The 13,056-nt window shown below is 63.3% G+C and carries 17 protein-coding genes; 12 read left to right on the top strand and 5 right to left on the bottom strand.

Translation table 11 applies throughout. The features are described from left to right. The first annotated feature begins 8 nt into the window (after positions 1-8). The 5 genes from G474_RS0107265 (at position 9) to nudB (ending at position 3,799) form a co-directional block, all read left to right on the top strand. Positions 9-659, top strand: coding sequence for a DUF502 domain-containing protein (locus G474_RS0107265; RefSeq protein WP_245589321.1), 651 nt, complete (start codon positions 9-11; stop codon positions 657-659). After that, positions 659-2,461, top strand: coding sequence for an aspartate--tRNA ligase (aspS, locus tag G474_RS0107260; protein WP_026686391.1), 1,803 nt, complete (start codon positions 659-661; stop codon positions 2,459-2,461). Before G474_RS0107265 ends, aspS begins: the two co-directional genes overlap by 1 nt. Positions 2,462-2,567: 106 nt before the next feature. Next, the gene (locus G474_RS0107255) at positions 2,568-2,924 is read left to right on the top strand and encodes a guanyl-specific ribonuclease (protein WP_043463529.1); all 357 of its coding nucleotides are present in this window, start codon (positions 2,568-2,570) and stop codon (positions 2,922-2,924) included. 3 nt (positions 2,925-2,927) lie between these two features. Continuing rightward, positions 2,928-3,347, top strand: coding sequence for a barstar family protein (locus G474_RS21970; protein WP_051282041.1), 420 nt, complete (start codon positions 2,928-2,930; stop codon positions 3,345-3,347). Then, positions 3,344-3,799, top strand: a complete 456-nt coding sequence (gene nudB, locus G474_RS0107245; RefSeq protein ID WP_026686389.1) for a dihydroneopterin triphosphate diphosphatase — start codon at positions 3,344-3,346, stop codon at positions 3,797-3,799. Before G474_RS21970 ends, nudB begins: the two co-directional genes overlap by 4 nt. Here nudB and G474_RS24420 read toward each other — a convergent pair. Then, positions 3,713-3,955, bottom strand: a complete 243-nt coding sequence (locus tag G474_RS24420) for a cysteine-rich CWC family protein (RefSeq protein WP_084513632.1) — start codon at positions 3,953-3,955, stop codon at positions 3,713-3,715. The two genes, nudB and G474_RS24420, sit on opposite strands and share 87 nt — an antisense overlap. Before the next feature lie 96 nt (positions 3,956-4,051). Between G474_RS24420 and G474_RS0107240 the strand changes: the two genes are divergently transcribed. Both G474_RS0107240 and argB read left to right on the top strand, forming a co-directional pair. Next, a complete protein-coding gene (locus G474_RS0107240) occupies positions 4,052-4,474 on the top strand; it encodes an Hsp20/alpha crystallin family protein (protein ID WP_026686388.1) in 423 nt (140 codons plus the stop codon). 97 nt (positions 4,475-4,571) lie between these two features. After that, positions 4,572-5,459 carry an acetylglutamate kinase gene (gene argB / locus G474_RS0107235; protein WP_026686387.1) on the top strand — a complete coding sequence of 296 codons (888 nt, stop codon included), beginning with the start codon at positions 4,572-4,574 and terminating at the stop codon, positions 5,457-5,459. A gap of 6 nt (positions 5,460-5,465) precedes the next feature. Here the strand turns inward: argB and G474_RS0107230 are convergent, their stop codons facing one another. After that, the gene (locus G474_RS0107230) at positions 5,466-6,332 is read right to left on the bottom strand and encodes an HDOD domain-containing protein (protein WP_026686386.1); all 867 of its coding nucleotides are present in this window, start codon (positions 6,330-6,332) and stop codon (positions 5,466-5,468) included. A gap of 114 nt (positions 6,333-6,446) precedes the next feature. On the opposite strand from G474_RS0107230, the gene G474_RS0107225 reads away from it, so the two are divergent. After that, positions 6,447-7,091, top strand: a complete 645-nt coding sequence (locus tag G474_RS0107225) for a pyrimidine 5'-nucleotidase (RefSeq protein WP_026686385.1) — start codon at positions 6,447-6,449, stop codon at positions 7,089-7,091. Between the two features lie 49 nt (positions 7,092-7,140). Here the strand turns inward: G474_RS0107225 and hemB are convergent, their stop codons facing one another. Together hemB and yihA are read right to left on the bottom strand one after the other, a co-directional pair. Continuing rightward, positions 7,141-8,145: a porphobilinogen synthase gene (gene hemB / locus G474_RS0107220; RefSeq protein ID WP_084513631.1), complete on the bottom strand. Its 1,005-nt coding sequence runs from the start codon at positions 8,143-8,145 to the stop codon at positions 7,141-7,143. Between the two features lie 94 nt (positions 8,146-8,239). Further along, positions 8,240-8,974 carry a ribosome biogenesis GTP-binding protein YihA/YsxC gene (gene yihA, locus G474_RS19965; protein ID WP_084513630.1) on the bottom strand — a complete coding sequence of 245 codons (735 nt, stop codon included), beginning with the start codon at positions 8,972-8,974 and terminating at the stop codon, positions 8,240-8,242. Positions 8,975-9,094: 120 nt separating this feature from the next. Here yihA and G474_RS0107210 point away from each other — a divergent pair, with 120 nt between their 5' ends. Further along, the gene (locus G474_RS0107210; protein ID WP_026686383.1) at positions 9,095-9,718 is read left to right on the top strand and encodes a c-type cytochrome; all 624 of its coding nucleotides are present in this window, start codon (positions 9,095-9,097) and stop codon (positions 9,716-9,718) included. A gap of 131 nt (positions 9,719-9,849) precedes the next feature. Then, positions 9,850-10,281: a CBS domain-containing protein gene (locus G474_RS0107205; protein ID WP_026686382.1), complete on the top strand. Its 432-nt coding sequence runs from the start codon at positions 9,850-9,852 to the stop codon at positions 10,279-10,281. On the opposite strand, the gene G474_RS0107200 is transcribed toward G474_RS0107205, so the two are convergent. Further along, on the bottom strand, positions 10,282-11,079 hold the full coding sequence (locus G474_RS0107200) for a ferritin-like domain-containing protein (RefSeq protein ID WP_026686381.1): 798 nt from the start codon (positions 11,077-11,079) through the stop codon (positions 10,282-10,284). It abuts the gene before it with no gap. Positions 11,080-11,152: 73 nt separating this feature from the next. Between G474_RS0107200 and G474_RS0107195 the strand changes: the two genes are divergently transcribed. Continuing rightward, positions 11,153-12,004, top strand: coding sequence for an HDOD domain-containing protein (locus G474_RS0107195; protein ID WP_026686380.1), 852 nt, complete (start codon positions 11,153-11,155; stop codon positions 12,002-12,004). Positions 12,005-12,070: 66 nt separating this feature from the next. Then, entirely contained in the window at positions 12,071-13,015 is a 945-nt protein-coding gene (gene msrP, locus G474_RS0107190) for a protein-methionine-sulfoxide reductase catalytic subunit MsrP (RefSeq protein WP_051282039.1), read from the top strand. The last annotated feature ends 41 nt before the right edge of the window (positions 13,016-13,056 follow it).

Raw genomic sequence — 13,056 nt, 5'->3', positions numbered from 1 at the left:
CCCCCACCGTGTTCAAGCGCTACTTCATCACCGGTTTGCTGATCTGGGTCCCCCTGGCCATCACGGCCTGGGTACTCTCCATGATCATCCGCGCCATGGACCAGTCCCTGCTGCTCCTGCCGGAAGCCATACACCCCATCAACCTCCTGGGTTTCCATATTCCCGGCGCGGGTACGGCATTGACTTTGGCGATCATCCTCATCACCGGGCTGCTGGCCGCCAACTTCATCGGCCAGAAGCTGGTCAGCTGGTGGGAGCAGATTCTCGCCCGCATCCCGGTGGTGAACTCCCTCTACAACGCGGTCAAACAGGTTTCGGACACCATCCTGTCCCCCAATGGCAACGCCTTCCGCAAAGCCCTGCTGGTCCAGTACCCCCGCCAGGGGAGCTGGACCATCGCTTTTCTCACCGGCCAACCGGGTGGGGACGTGGCCAACCACCTGGATGGCAAATACGTCAGTGTCTACGTTCCCACCACCCCCAACCCCACCTCGGGCTTCTTCCTGATGATGCCTGCCGAGGACGTGGTGGAACTCAAGATGAGCGTGGACGAAGCGCTCAAGTACATCGTTTCCATGGGCGTGGTTCCCCCATCCCCCAAGCCGCGCCGGCGCGGCAAGACAGAATCCCCTCAATCCATCTCTTCTGGAACACCCTGATGCGAACTCATTATTGCGGCGAACTCAACGCCACTCTCTGCGACCAGATCGTCACCATCGCCGGCTGGGCCCATCGCCGCCGGGACCACGGCGGCGTCATCTTCATCGACCTCAGGGACCGGGAAGGACTGGCCCAAGTGGTGTGCGACCCGGATCGCGTCGACGCCTTCAAGGTTGCCGAGTCGGTGCGTAACGAGTTCTGTCTGAAGATCACCGGCAAGGTGCGCCCGCGGCCAGCCGGCACGACCAACGCCAACCTGGCCTCCGGCGAAATCGAGATTCTCTGCCATGAAATCGAAGTCCTGAATCCTTCCGTCACCCCCCCGTTCCAGCTGGATGACGAGAACCTGACGGAAAACGTCCGCCTGACCCACCGGGTCATCGACCTGCGCCGGCCGCAGATGCAGAACAACCTGATGCTGCGCTACAAGACGGCCCGTGCCTTCCGCCGTTTCCTCGACGACAACGGCTTCATCGACGTCGAAACGCCGATGCTGACCAAGTCCACCCCGGAAGGTGCGCGCGACTATCTGGTGCCGTCGCGCGTCCATCCCGGCCAGTTCTTCGCCCTGCCGCAGTCGCCGCAGCTGTTCAAGCAGCTGCTGATGGTCGCCGGTTTCGACCGCTACTATCAGATCACCAAGTGCTTCCGCGACGAGGATCTGCGCGCCGACCGCCAGCCGGAATTCACCCAGGTCGATATCGAGACCTCGTTCATGAGCGAGGCCGAGATCACCGCTCTGATGGAAAAGCTGATCCGCACCGTGTTCAAGGAAGCGATCGACGTGGACCTGCCCGAATTCCCGCGCATGACCTATGCCGAAGCCATGCGCCGTTTCGGTTCGGACAAGCCGGACCTGCGCGTCACCCTCGAACTGGTCGATGTTGCCGACGCCTTCAAGGACGTCGCCTTCAAGGTCTTCGCCAACATTGCCAACAGCGAAGGCGGCCGCATCGCGGCCATGCGCATCCCCGGCGGCGCTTCGCTGACCCGCGGCGAAATCGACGAATACACCAAGTTCGTCGGCATCTACGGCGCCAAGGGCCTGGCCTACATCAAGGTCAACGACGTCAGCCAGGTCAATGAAACCGGCCTGCAGTCGCCGATCGTCAAGAACCTCTCCGAAGCCTCGCTGCGCACCGTGCTCGAACGCACCGGCGCCCAGTCCGGCGACCTGATCTTCTTCGGCGCCGACAAGGCCAAGATCGTCAGCGACGCCCTCGGTGCCCTGCGCATCAAGATCGGTCACGAGAAGGGCTTCGTCACCGGCGCCAAGTGGGCACCGCTGTGGGTCATCGACTTCCCGATGTTCGAGTACGACGACGAGTCCAAGCGCTGGACTGCCTGCCATCACCCGTTCACCAGCCCGAAGGACGAACACCTCGAATTCCTGGTCACCGATCCGGGCAAGTGCCTGGCCAAGGCCTACGACCTGGCGCTGAACGGCTGGGAACTGGGCGGCGGCTCGGTGCGTATCCACCGCGCAGACGTGCAGGAAAAGGTTTTCGCTGCGCTCAACATCGGCCCGGAAGAGCAGCAAGCCAAGTTCGGCTTCCTGCTCGACGCACTGAAGTACGGCGCCCCACCGCACGGCGGCCTGGCCTTCGGCCTGGATCGCATCGTTACCATGATGACGGGTGCCGAGTCGATCCGCGACGTGATCGCCTTCCCGAAGACCCAGCGCGCCCAGTGCCTGCTCACCGACGCCCCGTCGGCGGTCGACGAGAAGCAGTTGCGTGAGCTGCACGTCCGCCTGCGCCAGAAGGTCGAAACCCAGGTGGAAGTCAGCCCGCAAGCCTGATCTCAGGACTTGCCCCGCATCACATGCCCGCTTCGGCGGGCATGTGGCTTTCTGGATGTAGCTTTTTCTGCTTACACTACCCACTCCCCATCCCATTGCCCCGCCCATGACCTGGTTCCGCACCCTCCTGTTCCTGCTCGGCCTCTGCCTCGCCCCTGGCGCCTGGGCTTTCTTCAACGAAGACAGCATCACCGTCCGGCAACTACCTCCGGAAGGACAGCAGGTCCTGCAGCAGATCAAGAATGGCGGCCCTTTCGCCTACCCGAAGAAGGACGGCAGCGTTTTCAACAACTTCGAGAAGCGTCTGCCGCGGCAAGCCCGGGGCTATTACCGGGAATACACGGTCCCCACCCCGGGCGTCAGAAACCGGGGTGCCCGCCGCATTGTCACCGGCGGCCATCCGCCCCGGGAGTTTTACTACACCGACGATCACTACAACAGCTTCCGCCGTATTCAGGAATAGCCCATGAACCCCCAGACCCCACTGCAGGATATCGCCCGTGCCGGCCCCTACCGTCTGCCCCCAGGCCAGGAGACCGGGCTGCTCGCCAGCGCTGCAGGCCTCGGCCTGCAGCACCTGATCTACCGTCCGGAAGGGAGCCCGGACACCCGAGCCTGGCTCACCGGTCTGGGGCAGACCCTGGGCTTTCCGGCACACTTCGGGGCCAACTTCGATGCCCTGTACGACTGCCTCACCGACCCCGACATCCTCTCCCAGCCGGGACTGCTGCTGGTCCTCGGCAATCTCACCCCTTTGGGAGAAGCAGTGGATATCCTGATTGCCATCTTCCAGGCCGCCAGTGACGAATGGCGGGACCAGGAACGCCCCCTCTGGGTGCTGTTCGACGCCCCCGACCTGGACCTGGACCCACTGCCCAAGGCATGAACACCGCGCCCCGCTACAAGAAGCCTGTTTCCGTGCTGGTGGTGATCCACAGCCCGGAGCTGCAGATTCTGCTGCTGGAACGGGCGGCGCACCCGGGCTACTGGCAATCGGTCACGGGCAGCCAGGAGGACGGGGAAGAGCTGATCCAGACCGCCCTGCGGGAAGTGGCGGAGGAAACCGGCATCCAGGCCACGAAGGAAACCCTGTGCGACTGGCGACAGCAGCAGGATTACGAAATCTTCCCCGAATGGCGGCACCGCTACGCTCCCGGCGTCACCCGCAACACCGAACACGTCTATTCCCTGCAAGTCCCCTCCACCCAAGCGGTGCGGCTGGTCCCCGGAGAACACCGGGACTACTGCTGGCTAGACCTCCACGCCGCCGCCGCCCGCTGCTTTTCCTGGAGCAACCGGGACGCCATCCTGGCCCTGCCCACCCGCCTCGGCCGCTGACCAGGCCCGCAGGCAGTCCGGGCAGAGGCAATCCCGATAGGGAGGTGGATGCTCCAGGGGCGGCAGCGCCATGCACCAGCAACGCCCGACCCGGGCGCCGCAGGAAAAACCCCGGCCGCAGGCAGGACAGCGTTTTTCCTCCTCATGATTTCCCATCACAGCCCCCTCTTGAAAGCCTCAGGCCCAGACCTATATTGGTGACAAAGATGCTGCTTCCAGCCAGTTGTTCCATGACATTTCAAGGAGGAAAAGATGAGCAATATTACCCGTCATGATCCCCTGGATGAACTGTTCCGGGGCTTCTTCGTCCGCCCCATGGATCTCCATGCCGGCAATGGCCAGGCCAGCACGCCCTCCATCCGCATGGATGTGAAGGAACAGGAAAAAGCCTACCTGGTCCACGCCGAACTGCCCGGGGTCAGAAAGGAAGACATCCACGTCACGGTGGATGGCAACCAGGTTTCCATCAGTGCCGAAGTCCGCCAGGAACACGAGGAAAAGGAAGGGGAGCGCATCCTCCGGGCCGAACGCTATTTCGGCAAGGTATCCCGCTCCTTCCAGCTGGCCCAGGACATCGACGACAGCCAGGCGGTGGCCAAATTCAACGATGGGGTGCTGGAACTGACCCTGCCCAAACGGGCCGCCACCAGCAGCAAGCGCCTCGCCGTACTGTAGGCCCCCTGCCCCTAGGACAAGACCGGAATCCATTTCCGGTCTTTTTCTTTAAATACACGGGGGTTACAATCCGCCGCTATTTCCCCCGGAGACTTCCATGCCGTTCGAATCCATCGCCCCTGACATCAAGGCCGGCATCCTGGCCGAAGCCCTGCCCTACATCCGCAAGTTCCACGGCAAGACCATCGTGGTCAAGTACGGTGGCAACGCCATGACCGAGGAACACCTGAAGCAGTGCTTTGCCCGGGACGTGGTGCTCCTGAAGCTGGTGGGCATGAACGTGGTGGTGGTGCACGGCGGCGGCCCCCAGATCGAGAACCTGCTCACCCGGGTAGGCAAGAAGGGGGAATTCATCCAGGGCATGCGCGTCACCGATGCCGAGACCATGGAAGTGGTGGAAATGGTCCTGGGCGGCCAGGTGAACAAGGACGTGGTGAACCTGATCAACCAGGCGGGCGGCAAGGCGGTCGGCCTGACCGGCAAGGATGGCAACCTCATCCGCGCCAAGAAGCTGATGCTGCCCAACAAGGACAACCCGGGCGACCTGATCGACGTGGGCCAGGTGGGCGACATCACCGCCATCGACCCCTCCCTGATCGGCCTCCTGGACTCAGGCGCCTTCATCCCGGTGATTGCCCCCATCGGCGTGGGCAAGGATGGAGAAACCTACAACATCAATGCGGACGTGGTGGCCGGCAAGATCGCCGAAGTCCTGAAGGCGGAAAAACTGGTGCTGCTCACCAATACGCCCGGAGTGCTGGACAAGGCGGGCAAGCTGCTCACCGGCCTGACCCCCACGGACATCGATAACATGGTGGAAGACGGCACCCTGTCCGGCGGCATGCTGCCCAAGATTGCCTCAGCCCTGGATGCCGCCCGCAGCGGCGTCAAGAGCGTACACATCATCGATGGCCGGGTGGAGCACGCGCTGCTGCTGGAAATCCTCACCGACCACGGGGTCGGCACCATGATCCGCAGCCACTGACCCGGCTCAGCGCCCGTCCTGCAGGACCTCCACCAGCTCCTCCTGAATATCCAGGAGGTCCTGCTCCCCGATCCCCAGGTGCTTCACGGCCCGGTCGAACAGCAGTCCCACCTCCACATCCCGCTCTTCCAGGATTTCCGCCGCCAGGTACTCAGCCACCTGGGTCACGGCAATCAATGACAGGGCCTCTATGGGCAGCACACTCTCCGGCAGGCCATAGGCCTGTGGATCATGGTGATGGCGGACAGCCCGGGCGAGCAGATCGGAAAGCCCCCAGTTCCGCGCCAGCAGGGCCCCGACGATGGCGTGATCACACTGGAAGCGCTGCATTTCCATTTCCGCCAGGGGCAAGCCCTGGGCGTTGGCCTCTTCCAGCAGGCCCGAATAACTCTTGAAACGGCGCATCAACACCGGAATCGCCGCGTCATGAAACAGGGCATAGGTATAGGCCGCATCCCGGGAGATGCCGTACAGCCGTCCGGCAATCACCCCGGAACCCACGGCAATCATGGAAGCCCGATCCCAGAAACGCTCCAGCAGGGACTCCGGCAAGCCGGAAGACATGCTGCTTTTCAGGGCCGCAGCCACCACCACGCAGACGATGTTGCGCACCCCGAGCCGGGCGATGGCCTGGGGCACACTATCCACATGGGCATTGCCCCGGAACAGGGGGGAATTGGCCAGCTTGATGGTCATGGCCGCCATGCCCACATCGCTGGAGATGAGGGAAGCCAGCCGCCGGGTATCCGGCTCGTCCCGCTGGGCCTCGCTCATGACCTGCATGACATGGCTGGGACAGGGAGGAATATCGAAAGACCCGAGCACTTTTTCCAGCTCGGCCGGGGTCAGGGTTTCAGTTACCGGCGCATCCATGGAAACCTCTTTGGCCTGTTATATTCACCAGAAACACCCGGCCAAGTTACGACGGGCGCTCCGGAAGCGCAACCAGACTTTAGTGGTATATCCAGAATAGCAACAAAGAATCATATGCTTGCAAAAACACTCACCTGGATCTTCGATCTGGACAATACCCTGCACAACGCCAGTGCCCACATCTTTCCCCACATCAACCAGGCCATGCGGCGTTACATCCAGACCCACCTGGAACTGGATGAAGAAGCCGCCAACCGCATCCGCATGCACTACTGGCAACGCTACGGCGCCACCCTGCTAGGCCTGATGCGCCACCACCAGACCGATCCCCATCACTTTCTCCGGGAAACCCACCAGTTCCCCGAGCTGAAACAGATGCTCGTCTTCGACCGGGCCGTCAAGGCCATGCTCCGGCGCCTGCCTGGCCGCAAGATTCTCTACTCCAACGGTCCCGCCCATTACGCCGAGGCCGTCCTGCAGATCACGGGTATGGCCCCCCTGTTCGATGCCGTCTATCCGGTGGAAGCCACCCGCTTCCAGCCCAAACCTGCCCCCAACGGCTTTCGCCTCCTGCTCAAGGCGGAGCGGCTTGATCCCCGGCGCTGCGTCATGGTGGAAGACAGCCTGGAAAACCTGCGCACCGCCAAGCGGCTGGGCATGAAAACCGTGTGGATCAGCCGGACCACCCGCTGCCCCGCCTACGTGGACGCCCGCATGGCTTCGGTACTGGCCCTGCCCTCCTACCTGGGACGACACTGAAGCCGGAACCACACCGCAAACCCGCCGACCCGATCGGCGGGAGCGTGCCTCAACCCTGCTCGCGCATCCAGGTAGCAGCGTCCAGGGCAAAGTAGGTCAGGATGCCATCGGCTCCAGCCCGCTTGAACCCCAGCAGGCTCTCCATGACACAGGCCCGCTCGTTCAGCCAGCCGTTCTGGATAGCCGCCTTGAGCATCGCGTACTCGCCGCTGACCTGGTATACGAAAGTCGGAACCTGGAACTCGTCCTTCACCCGCCGCACGATATCCAGGTAAGGCATGCCCGGCTTCACCATCACCATGTCAGCCCCCTCTTGCAGGTCCAGAGCCACCTCCCGCAGGGCTTCGTCACTGTTGGCCGGGTCCATCTGGTAGTTGTACTTGTTGCCCTTACCCAGATTGCCGGCCGTTCCCAGGGCATCCCGGAAGGGACCGTAGAAGGCCGAGGCATACTTGGCGGAATAGGCCATGATCCGGGTATGCACATGCCCGCCGGCCTCCAGGGCGGCACGGATGGCGCCAATCCGGCCATCCATCATGTCCGAAGGGGAAACGATGTCCGCCCCGGCTTCGGCGTGGGACAGGGACTGGCGCACCAGCGCCTCCACAGTGATGTCGTTCTGGACATACCCCTGTTCATCGATGATGCCATCCTGACCATGGGTGGTGAAAGGATCCAGGGCCACGTCCGTCATCACCCCCAGCTCGGGAAAACGGGCCTTCAGGGCCCGCACGGCCCGCTGGCACAGCCCCTCTGGATTCCAGGCCTCCCGGGCATCCAGGCTCTTGGCCGCCGGATCCACCACCGGGAAGATGTCCAGGGCGGGAATCCCCAGCTCCAGCATCTGCTCGCCCACCCGCAGCAGTTCATCGATGGAAAGGCGCTCCACCCCGGGCATGGAAGGGATGGGCGCACGCCCCGGCAGTTCATGGACAAATACCGGGTAGATCAGGTCATCGGCACTGAGGCGATGCTCCCGCATCATGCGCCGGGAAAAATCATCACGGCGCATGCGCCGGGGACGGGTCAGGGGAAACTGGTAGGAGACGGACATGCTGAACCTCTAGCTGCTGGCACCAGGTGCCGGAATCCCCAGGGCCAGGGAACAGCCCTGGGATGAAAAATTTTTACGGGATTCTGGAACTTCTTCAGACAGCGTCACTCTGAGCTTGCAGATGGTGGTTTGCGCCGTCTCCCGCTTCACCTCCCTGAGCGGGTGCCTTAACCCCATTAAGGCATTTAGCCCCCGGTCCTCCCTTGACCGGGGGTTTTTTCTTGGGCTCGGGCACGGGAATATCCAGCCAGCGGCCCAGGACTGCCTCGCACTCTTCGATACCGGTCTTCTTGAGACTGGAAAAGAGCTGCACGGTACAGCGCTCACTGATCTCCCCTAGGGCCTGGCGCACCTTGCGTAGCACCGCCGTCTGCTCCTGGCGGGAGAGCTTGTCGGCCTTGGACAGCAGTACGTGGATGGGACGCCCGGAGGGCAGGAACCAGTCCATCATGCGCTTGTCCAGGTCCGTGAGTGGATGGCGGCTATCCATGATCATCACCAGCCCGGCCAGGGGCGAGCGCTGCTGCAGGTAGGGGCCCAGCAGGCCCTCCCACTGGCTGCGCACCGCTTCGGGAGCCTTGGCATAGCCGTAACCAGGCAAATCCACCAGATACTTCCCCGGTTTGACCGTGAAATAGTTCAAGTGCTGGGTCCGCCCCGGGGTCTTGCTCACGTAGGCCAGACGCACCCGCCCGGCTAGGGTATTGATTGCCGAAGACTTGCCGGCATTGGAACGGCCGACGAAAGCCACCTCCACCTCGGCGTCCTGGGGCAGGTCCCGCAGATGCGCAACGGTGGTGAGAAAAGTGGCTTGCTGGAGAAGAGGCATGAAGGCTCCGAATCCCTTAAGGACAGTACATAATTAATCGAGTTGATATAGAATAGCAGGTTTGTAAATATCGACACTTGGCAGACTTACTCGCCTCTCTCGCGTAAAAGGAGTTTGGACATGATTCGCACCATGGCGCTGGCGGCACTTCTTGTGGCCGGTTTCACCGTTAATGCAGCAGAGGAAGCCGCGCCCAAGGCTGATCCGGCCAAGGGCAAGGTCCTGGCTGAGAGCATCTGTGTAGCCTGCCACGGCGTCGACGGCAACAGCCCGACCGCACTGTACCCGCACCTGGCCGGCCAGGGCGAAGCCTATCTGATCAAGCAGCTGCAGGCCTTCAAGAGCGGCGCCCGCGTCGATCCGGTGATGACCGGCATGGCCGCCACCCTGGTGGATGATGCCGCCGTCCGCGACGTGTCCGCCTGGTATGCCAGCCAGCAGGCCAAGCCTGCCGTCGCCACCAACGAATCCCTGGTCGCCCGGGGCAAGCAGCTCTGGCGTGCAGGTGATGCCGCCAAGGGCGTCCCTGCCTGCGCCGGTTGCCACGGCCCCGCTGGCAAGGGTCTGCCGGCCCAGTACCCCCGTCTGGCTGGCCAGCATCCCGAGTACACCGAAACCCAGCTGAAGCGTTTCCGGCTCGGAGAACGCGCCAACGATCCCGAGCAGATGATGCGCGCCATTTCCGCCAAGCTCTCCGACGCCGACATCAAGGCTGTTTCCGAGTACGCCGCCGGCCTGCGCTGAACCTCGCTGTGCCCCCTGCAAAAACCCGCCCATCGGCGGGTTTTTTATTTGCAGCCTAATTCCCGCCAATGGACTTGGCATGAACCAGCAAGCCCTCTAGACTCTGCACACAAAACAACAGGAGGAAGACCATGCAGACCTTGAAGCAATTGCTGGAAGAAAAGGGCGGGCTCCCCGTCGTCGTCTCGCCCAAGGACAGTGTCTATCATGCCCTGAGCGTCATGGCCGACAACGATGTAGGCGCCGTTCTGGTCATGGACGGGGAGAAGCTGATCGGCATCTTCACGGAACGCGATTACGCCCGCAAGGTGATCCTGCTGGGCAAGAACTCCAAGGACACCCGGATCGAAGAGATCATGACCCAGAAGGTGGCCTACGTGACCCCCGCCAACAGTCTGGAAGAGTGCATGAGCCTGATGACCCAGCACCGCTTCCGCCACCTGCCGGTGCTGGACGAGAACCAGGAAGTGATCGGCGTGGTTTCCATCGGCGACTTGGTGAAAGCCACCATCAGCCACCAGAAATTCATCATTGCCCAGCTGGAGCACTACATCACCGGCTGATCACTGGAAACGGGCCAGTTCCGCCTCGGAAAAGCCCGCCGCCAGGCGGGCTGCTTCATTGAAAGGGCGCCGGGGCCGGGGCGCGTCATAGGCCTGCAACAAGGCCTGAAAGGTGGCTTCCGGCTCCAGCCCCCGCTCGGCGCAAAGGTGCCGGAACCAGCGATCTCCAAGGGCCACATGCCCGACCTCTTCGGCCAGGATTACCTGAAGGATGGTCACTGCCCGCCGGTCGCCCACCCCCTGAAACTTACGTATGATGGCCGGCGTCGCATCCAGGCCCCTGGCCTCGAACAGGCGCGGCACCAGGGCCATGCGCACCAGAGGATCATGGGCCGTACGCCGAGCCATCTCCCAGAGCCCGTCATGGGCCGGCAGATCCCCGTAACGGCAGGCGCAGCTCTGTTCCATGTGCTCACAGACCAGGGTGAAATGCCTGGCCTCCTCGGCCGCCACCTGCAGCCAGCCGTCGAGAAAATCCCGGGGCAGGGAAGGAAAGCGCAGCAGCGCATCCAGGGCCAGGTTGATGGCGTTGAACTCGATGTGGGCAATGGCATGCAGCAGCGCCGCCCGCCCCTCCCGGCTCACCGCATTCCGCAGGGGCACCTGTTCGGGGGCCACCAGCAGGGGCTGTTCCGGACGCCCGGGCTCCAGGGGCAGAGCCGGGTCGGGGCTCCCCAGGGGCAAGGCCCGGGCCTGCCAGGCATGCCAAAGGGCCTCGACGCGGGTACACTTCAAGCCGGGACTGGGCTCCAGGAATGCGGCCCGGGCCTGCTGGAAAAAGGTTTCGCCCTGATTCATGCCCCACCATCCTTCTGCCAAAAGGCCGAGTTTACCCCTTGCTCCCGAACGCCCTCAAACGTAAGCTATCAGCATGACCGACCCAGCCTCCACCAACGCCCTGCATTTCCGCATCCTGGAAGACATCGCCAAGGACCTCTCTGGCGACGTCAATTTCCCCACCTACCTGGACGCCAGCCTCACTGTCCGCAACGTGCTCAAGGATCCCCTGGTCTCGGTGGACAAGGTGGCCCAGGTGGTTGGCGTCGAACCCCTGATCGCCTCAAAACTGCTGCGCCTGGCCAACTCGGTGGCCTACAACAGCTCGGGCAAGAGCATTTCCGATCTGCGCCAGGCCATCCAGCGGGTGGGCTTCGAAACCGTGCGCACCACCTCCCTGAGCGTGGCCATGGAACAGATGCTGCGTTCCCGCAACCTGGTCGCCTTCGAGGATATTGCCCGGCTCACCTGGGAGCATTCCCTGCAAGTGGCGGCCATCGGCCGGGTCCTGGCCCGGCGCATCGGCCGGGTCAATCCCGAAGACGCCATGCTGGCCGGCATGGTGCACGACATCGGCGTGTTCTACCTGCTCTACCGGGCCGCCGAATATCCGGAATACAAGAACTGTCGGGAAGACCTGCTGAGCCTGGTGATCGGCTGGCACGAAAGCATAGGCGAGAGCCTGCTCACGGCCCTGGGGCTGCCGGACCACATCATCAGCGCCATCCGGGAACACGACCAGCTCAAGCACGTGGCCAATCCCTGCTCCCTAGCCGATGTGCTCTACTTCGCCAACCTGCTGGCCGGCGGCAATTTCGAGTGGCTGGGCCAGACCAGCGGTCAGGCGGACACGGAACAGACCGCCGCCGACCGGGCCCGCTACGCCGATCTGCTCGACGAAGCCTGGGACGACATCCGGGCAATCCAGGCCGCCCTGAGCACCTGAGCGGCTGCCGGCGGGAATCTTTCGCCGGTACCGGGCTCCAACCTGGGTGTTTCGAGGTGCGCTCCCATGCTGATCAAGAACAACGACCCCGCCGCCCCCTGCCCTTCCGAAATCACGGGAAAGGACCTGTACCAGGGACGGCGCCGCTTCCTGCGCCAGGCCGGCGCCCTGGGAGGCGCCCTGTGGCTGGGACAGGCCGAAGCCAACCCGGCCCCGGCACAGCTGCCTCCGTTCAAACCCGGCCAGCCCCTGCCTGACGAGCCCCTGACGTCCCTGGACACCCTCACCAGTTACGGCAATTTCTACGAATTCGGCCCGAACAAGGACAGCCCGGGACGCAACGCCCACACCCTGAAAACCCGCCCCTGGAGCGTGGAAGTGGATGGGGAAGTGCTCAAACCCCGCCGCTTCGACCTGGACGAACTGCTGCGCCTGGCCCCCCTGGAGGAACGCATCTACCGGCTGCGCTGCGTCGAAGGCTGGAGTGCCGTGGTGCCCTGGATAGGCTTTCCCCTGGCGGAACTGATACGCCGGGTCCAGCCCACGGGAAATGCCCGCTACCTGGAATTCTGGAGCCTGGCCGACCCGGTACAGATGCCCTTCGTCCAGTATCCCACCCTGGATTGGCCTTACCGGGAAGCCCTGCGCCTGGACGAGGCCATGCATCCCCTGGCGATCCTGGCCGTAGGCCTGTATGGACAGGTACTACCCAAGCCCAACGGCGCCCCAGTGCGCCTGGTGGTGCCCTGGAAATACGGATTCAAGAGCGGCAAGTCCATAGTCCGCATCCGCTTCCTGGAACAGCAGCCGCGAACCTCCTGGATGAAGGCCGCACCGGACGAGTACGGTTTTTACGCCAATGTGAATCCCGCTGTTTCCCACCCGCGCTGGAGCCAGGCCAAGGAACGCCGGCTGGGAGAGTTCTTCCGCCGTCCCACCCTGCCCTTCAACGGCTACGCTGCCCAGGTGGCCTCCCTGTACGCCGGCATGGACCTGCACCGGAACTACTGAAATGAACCTGAAAACCCCATTTGCACCACAGAGACACAGAG

This window comes from Azovibrio restrictus DSM 23866 (assembly GCF_000429665.1).
Classification (GTDB): Bacteria; Pseudomonadota; Gammaproteobacteria; order Burkholderiales; family Rhodocyclaceae; genus Azovibrio; species Azovibrio restrictus.
The sequence above is the reverse complement of the archived record's forward strand: the minus strand, read 5'-3'. Positions and strand labels throughout refer to the sequence as shown.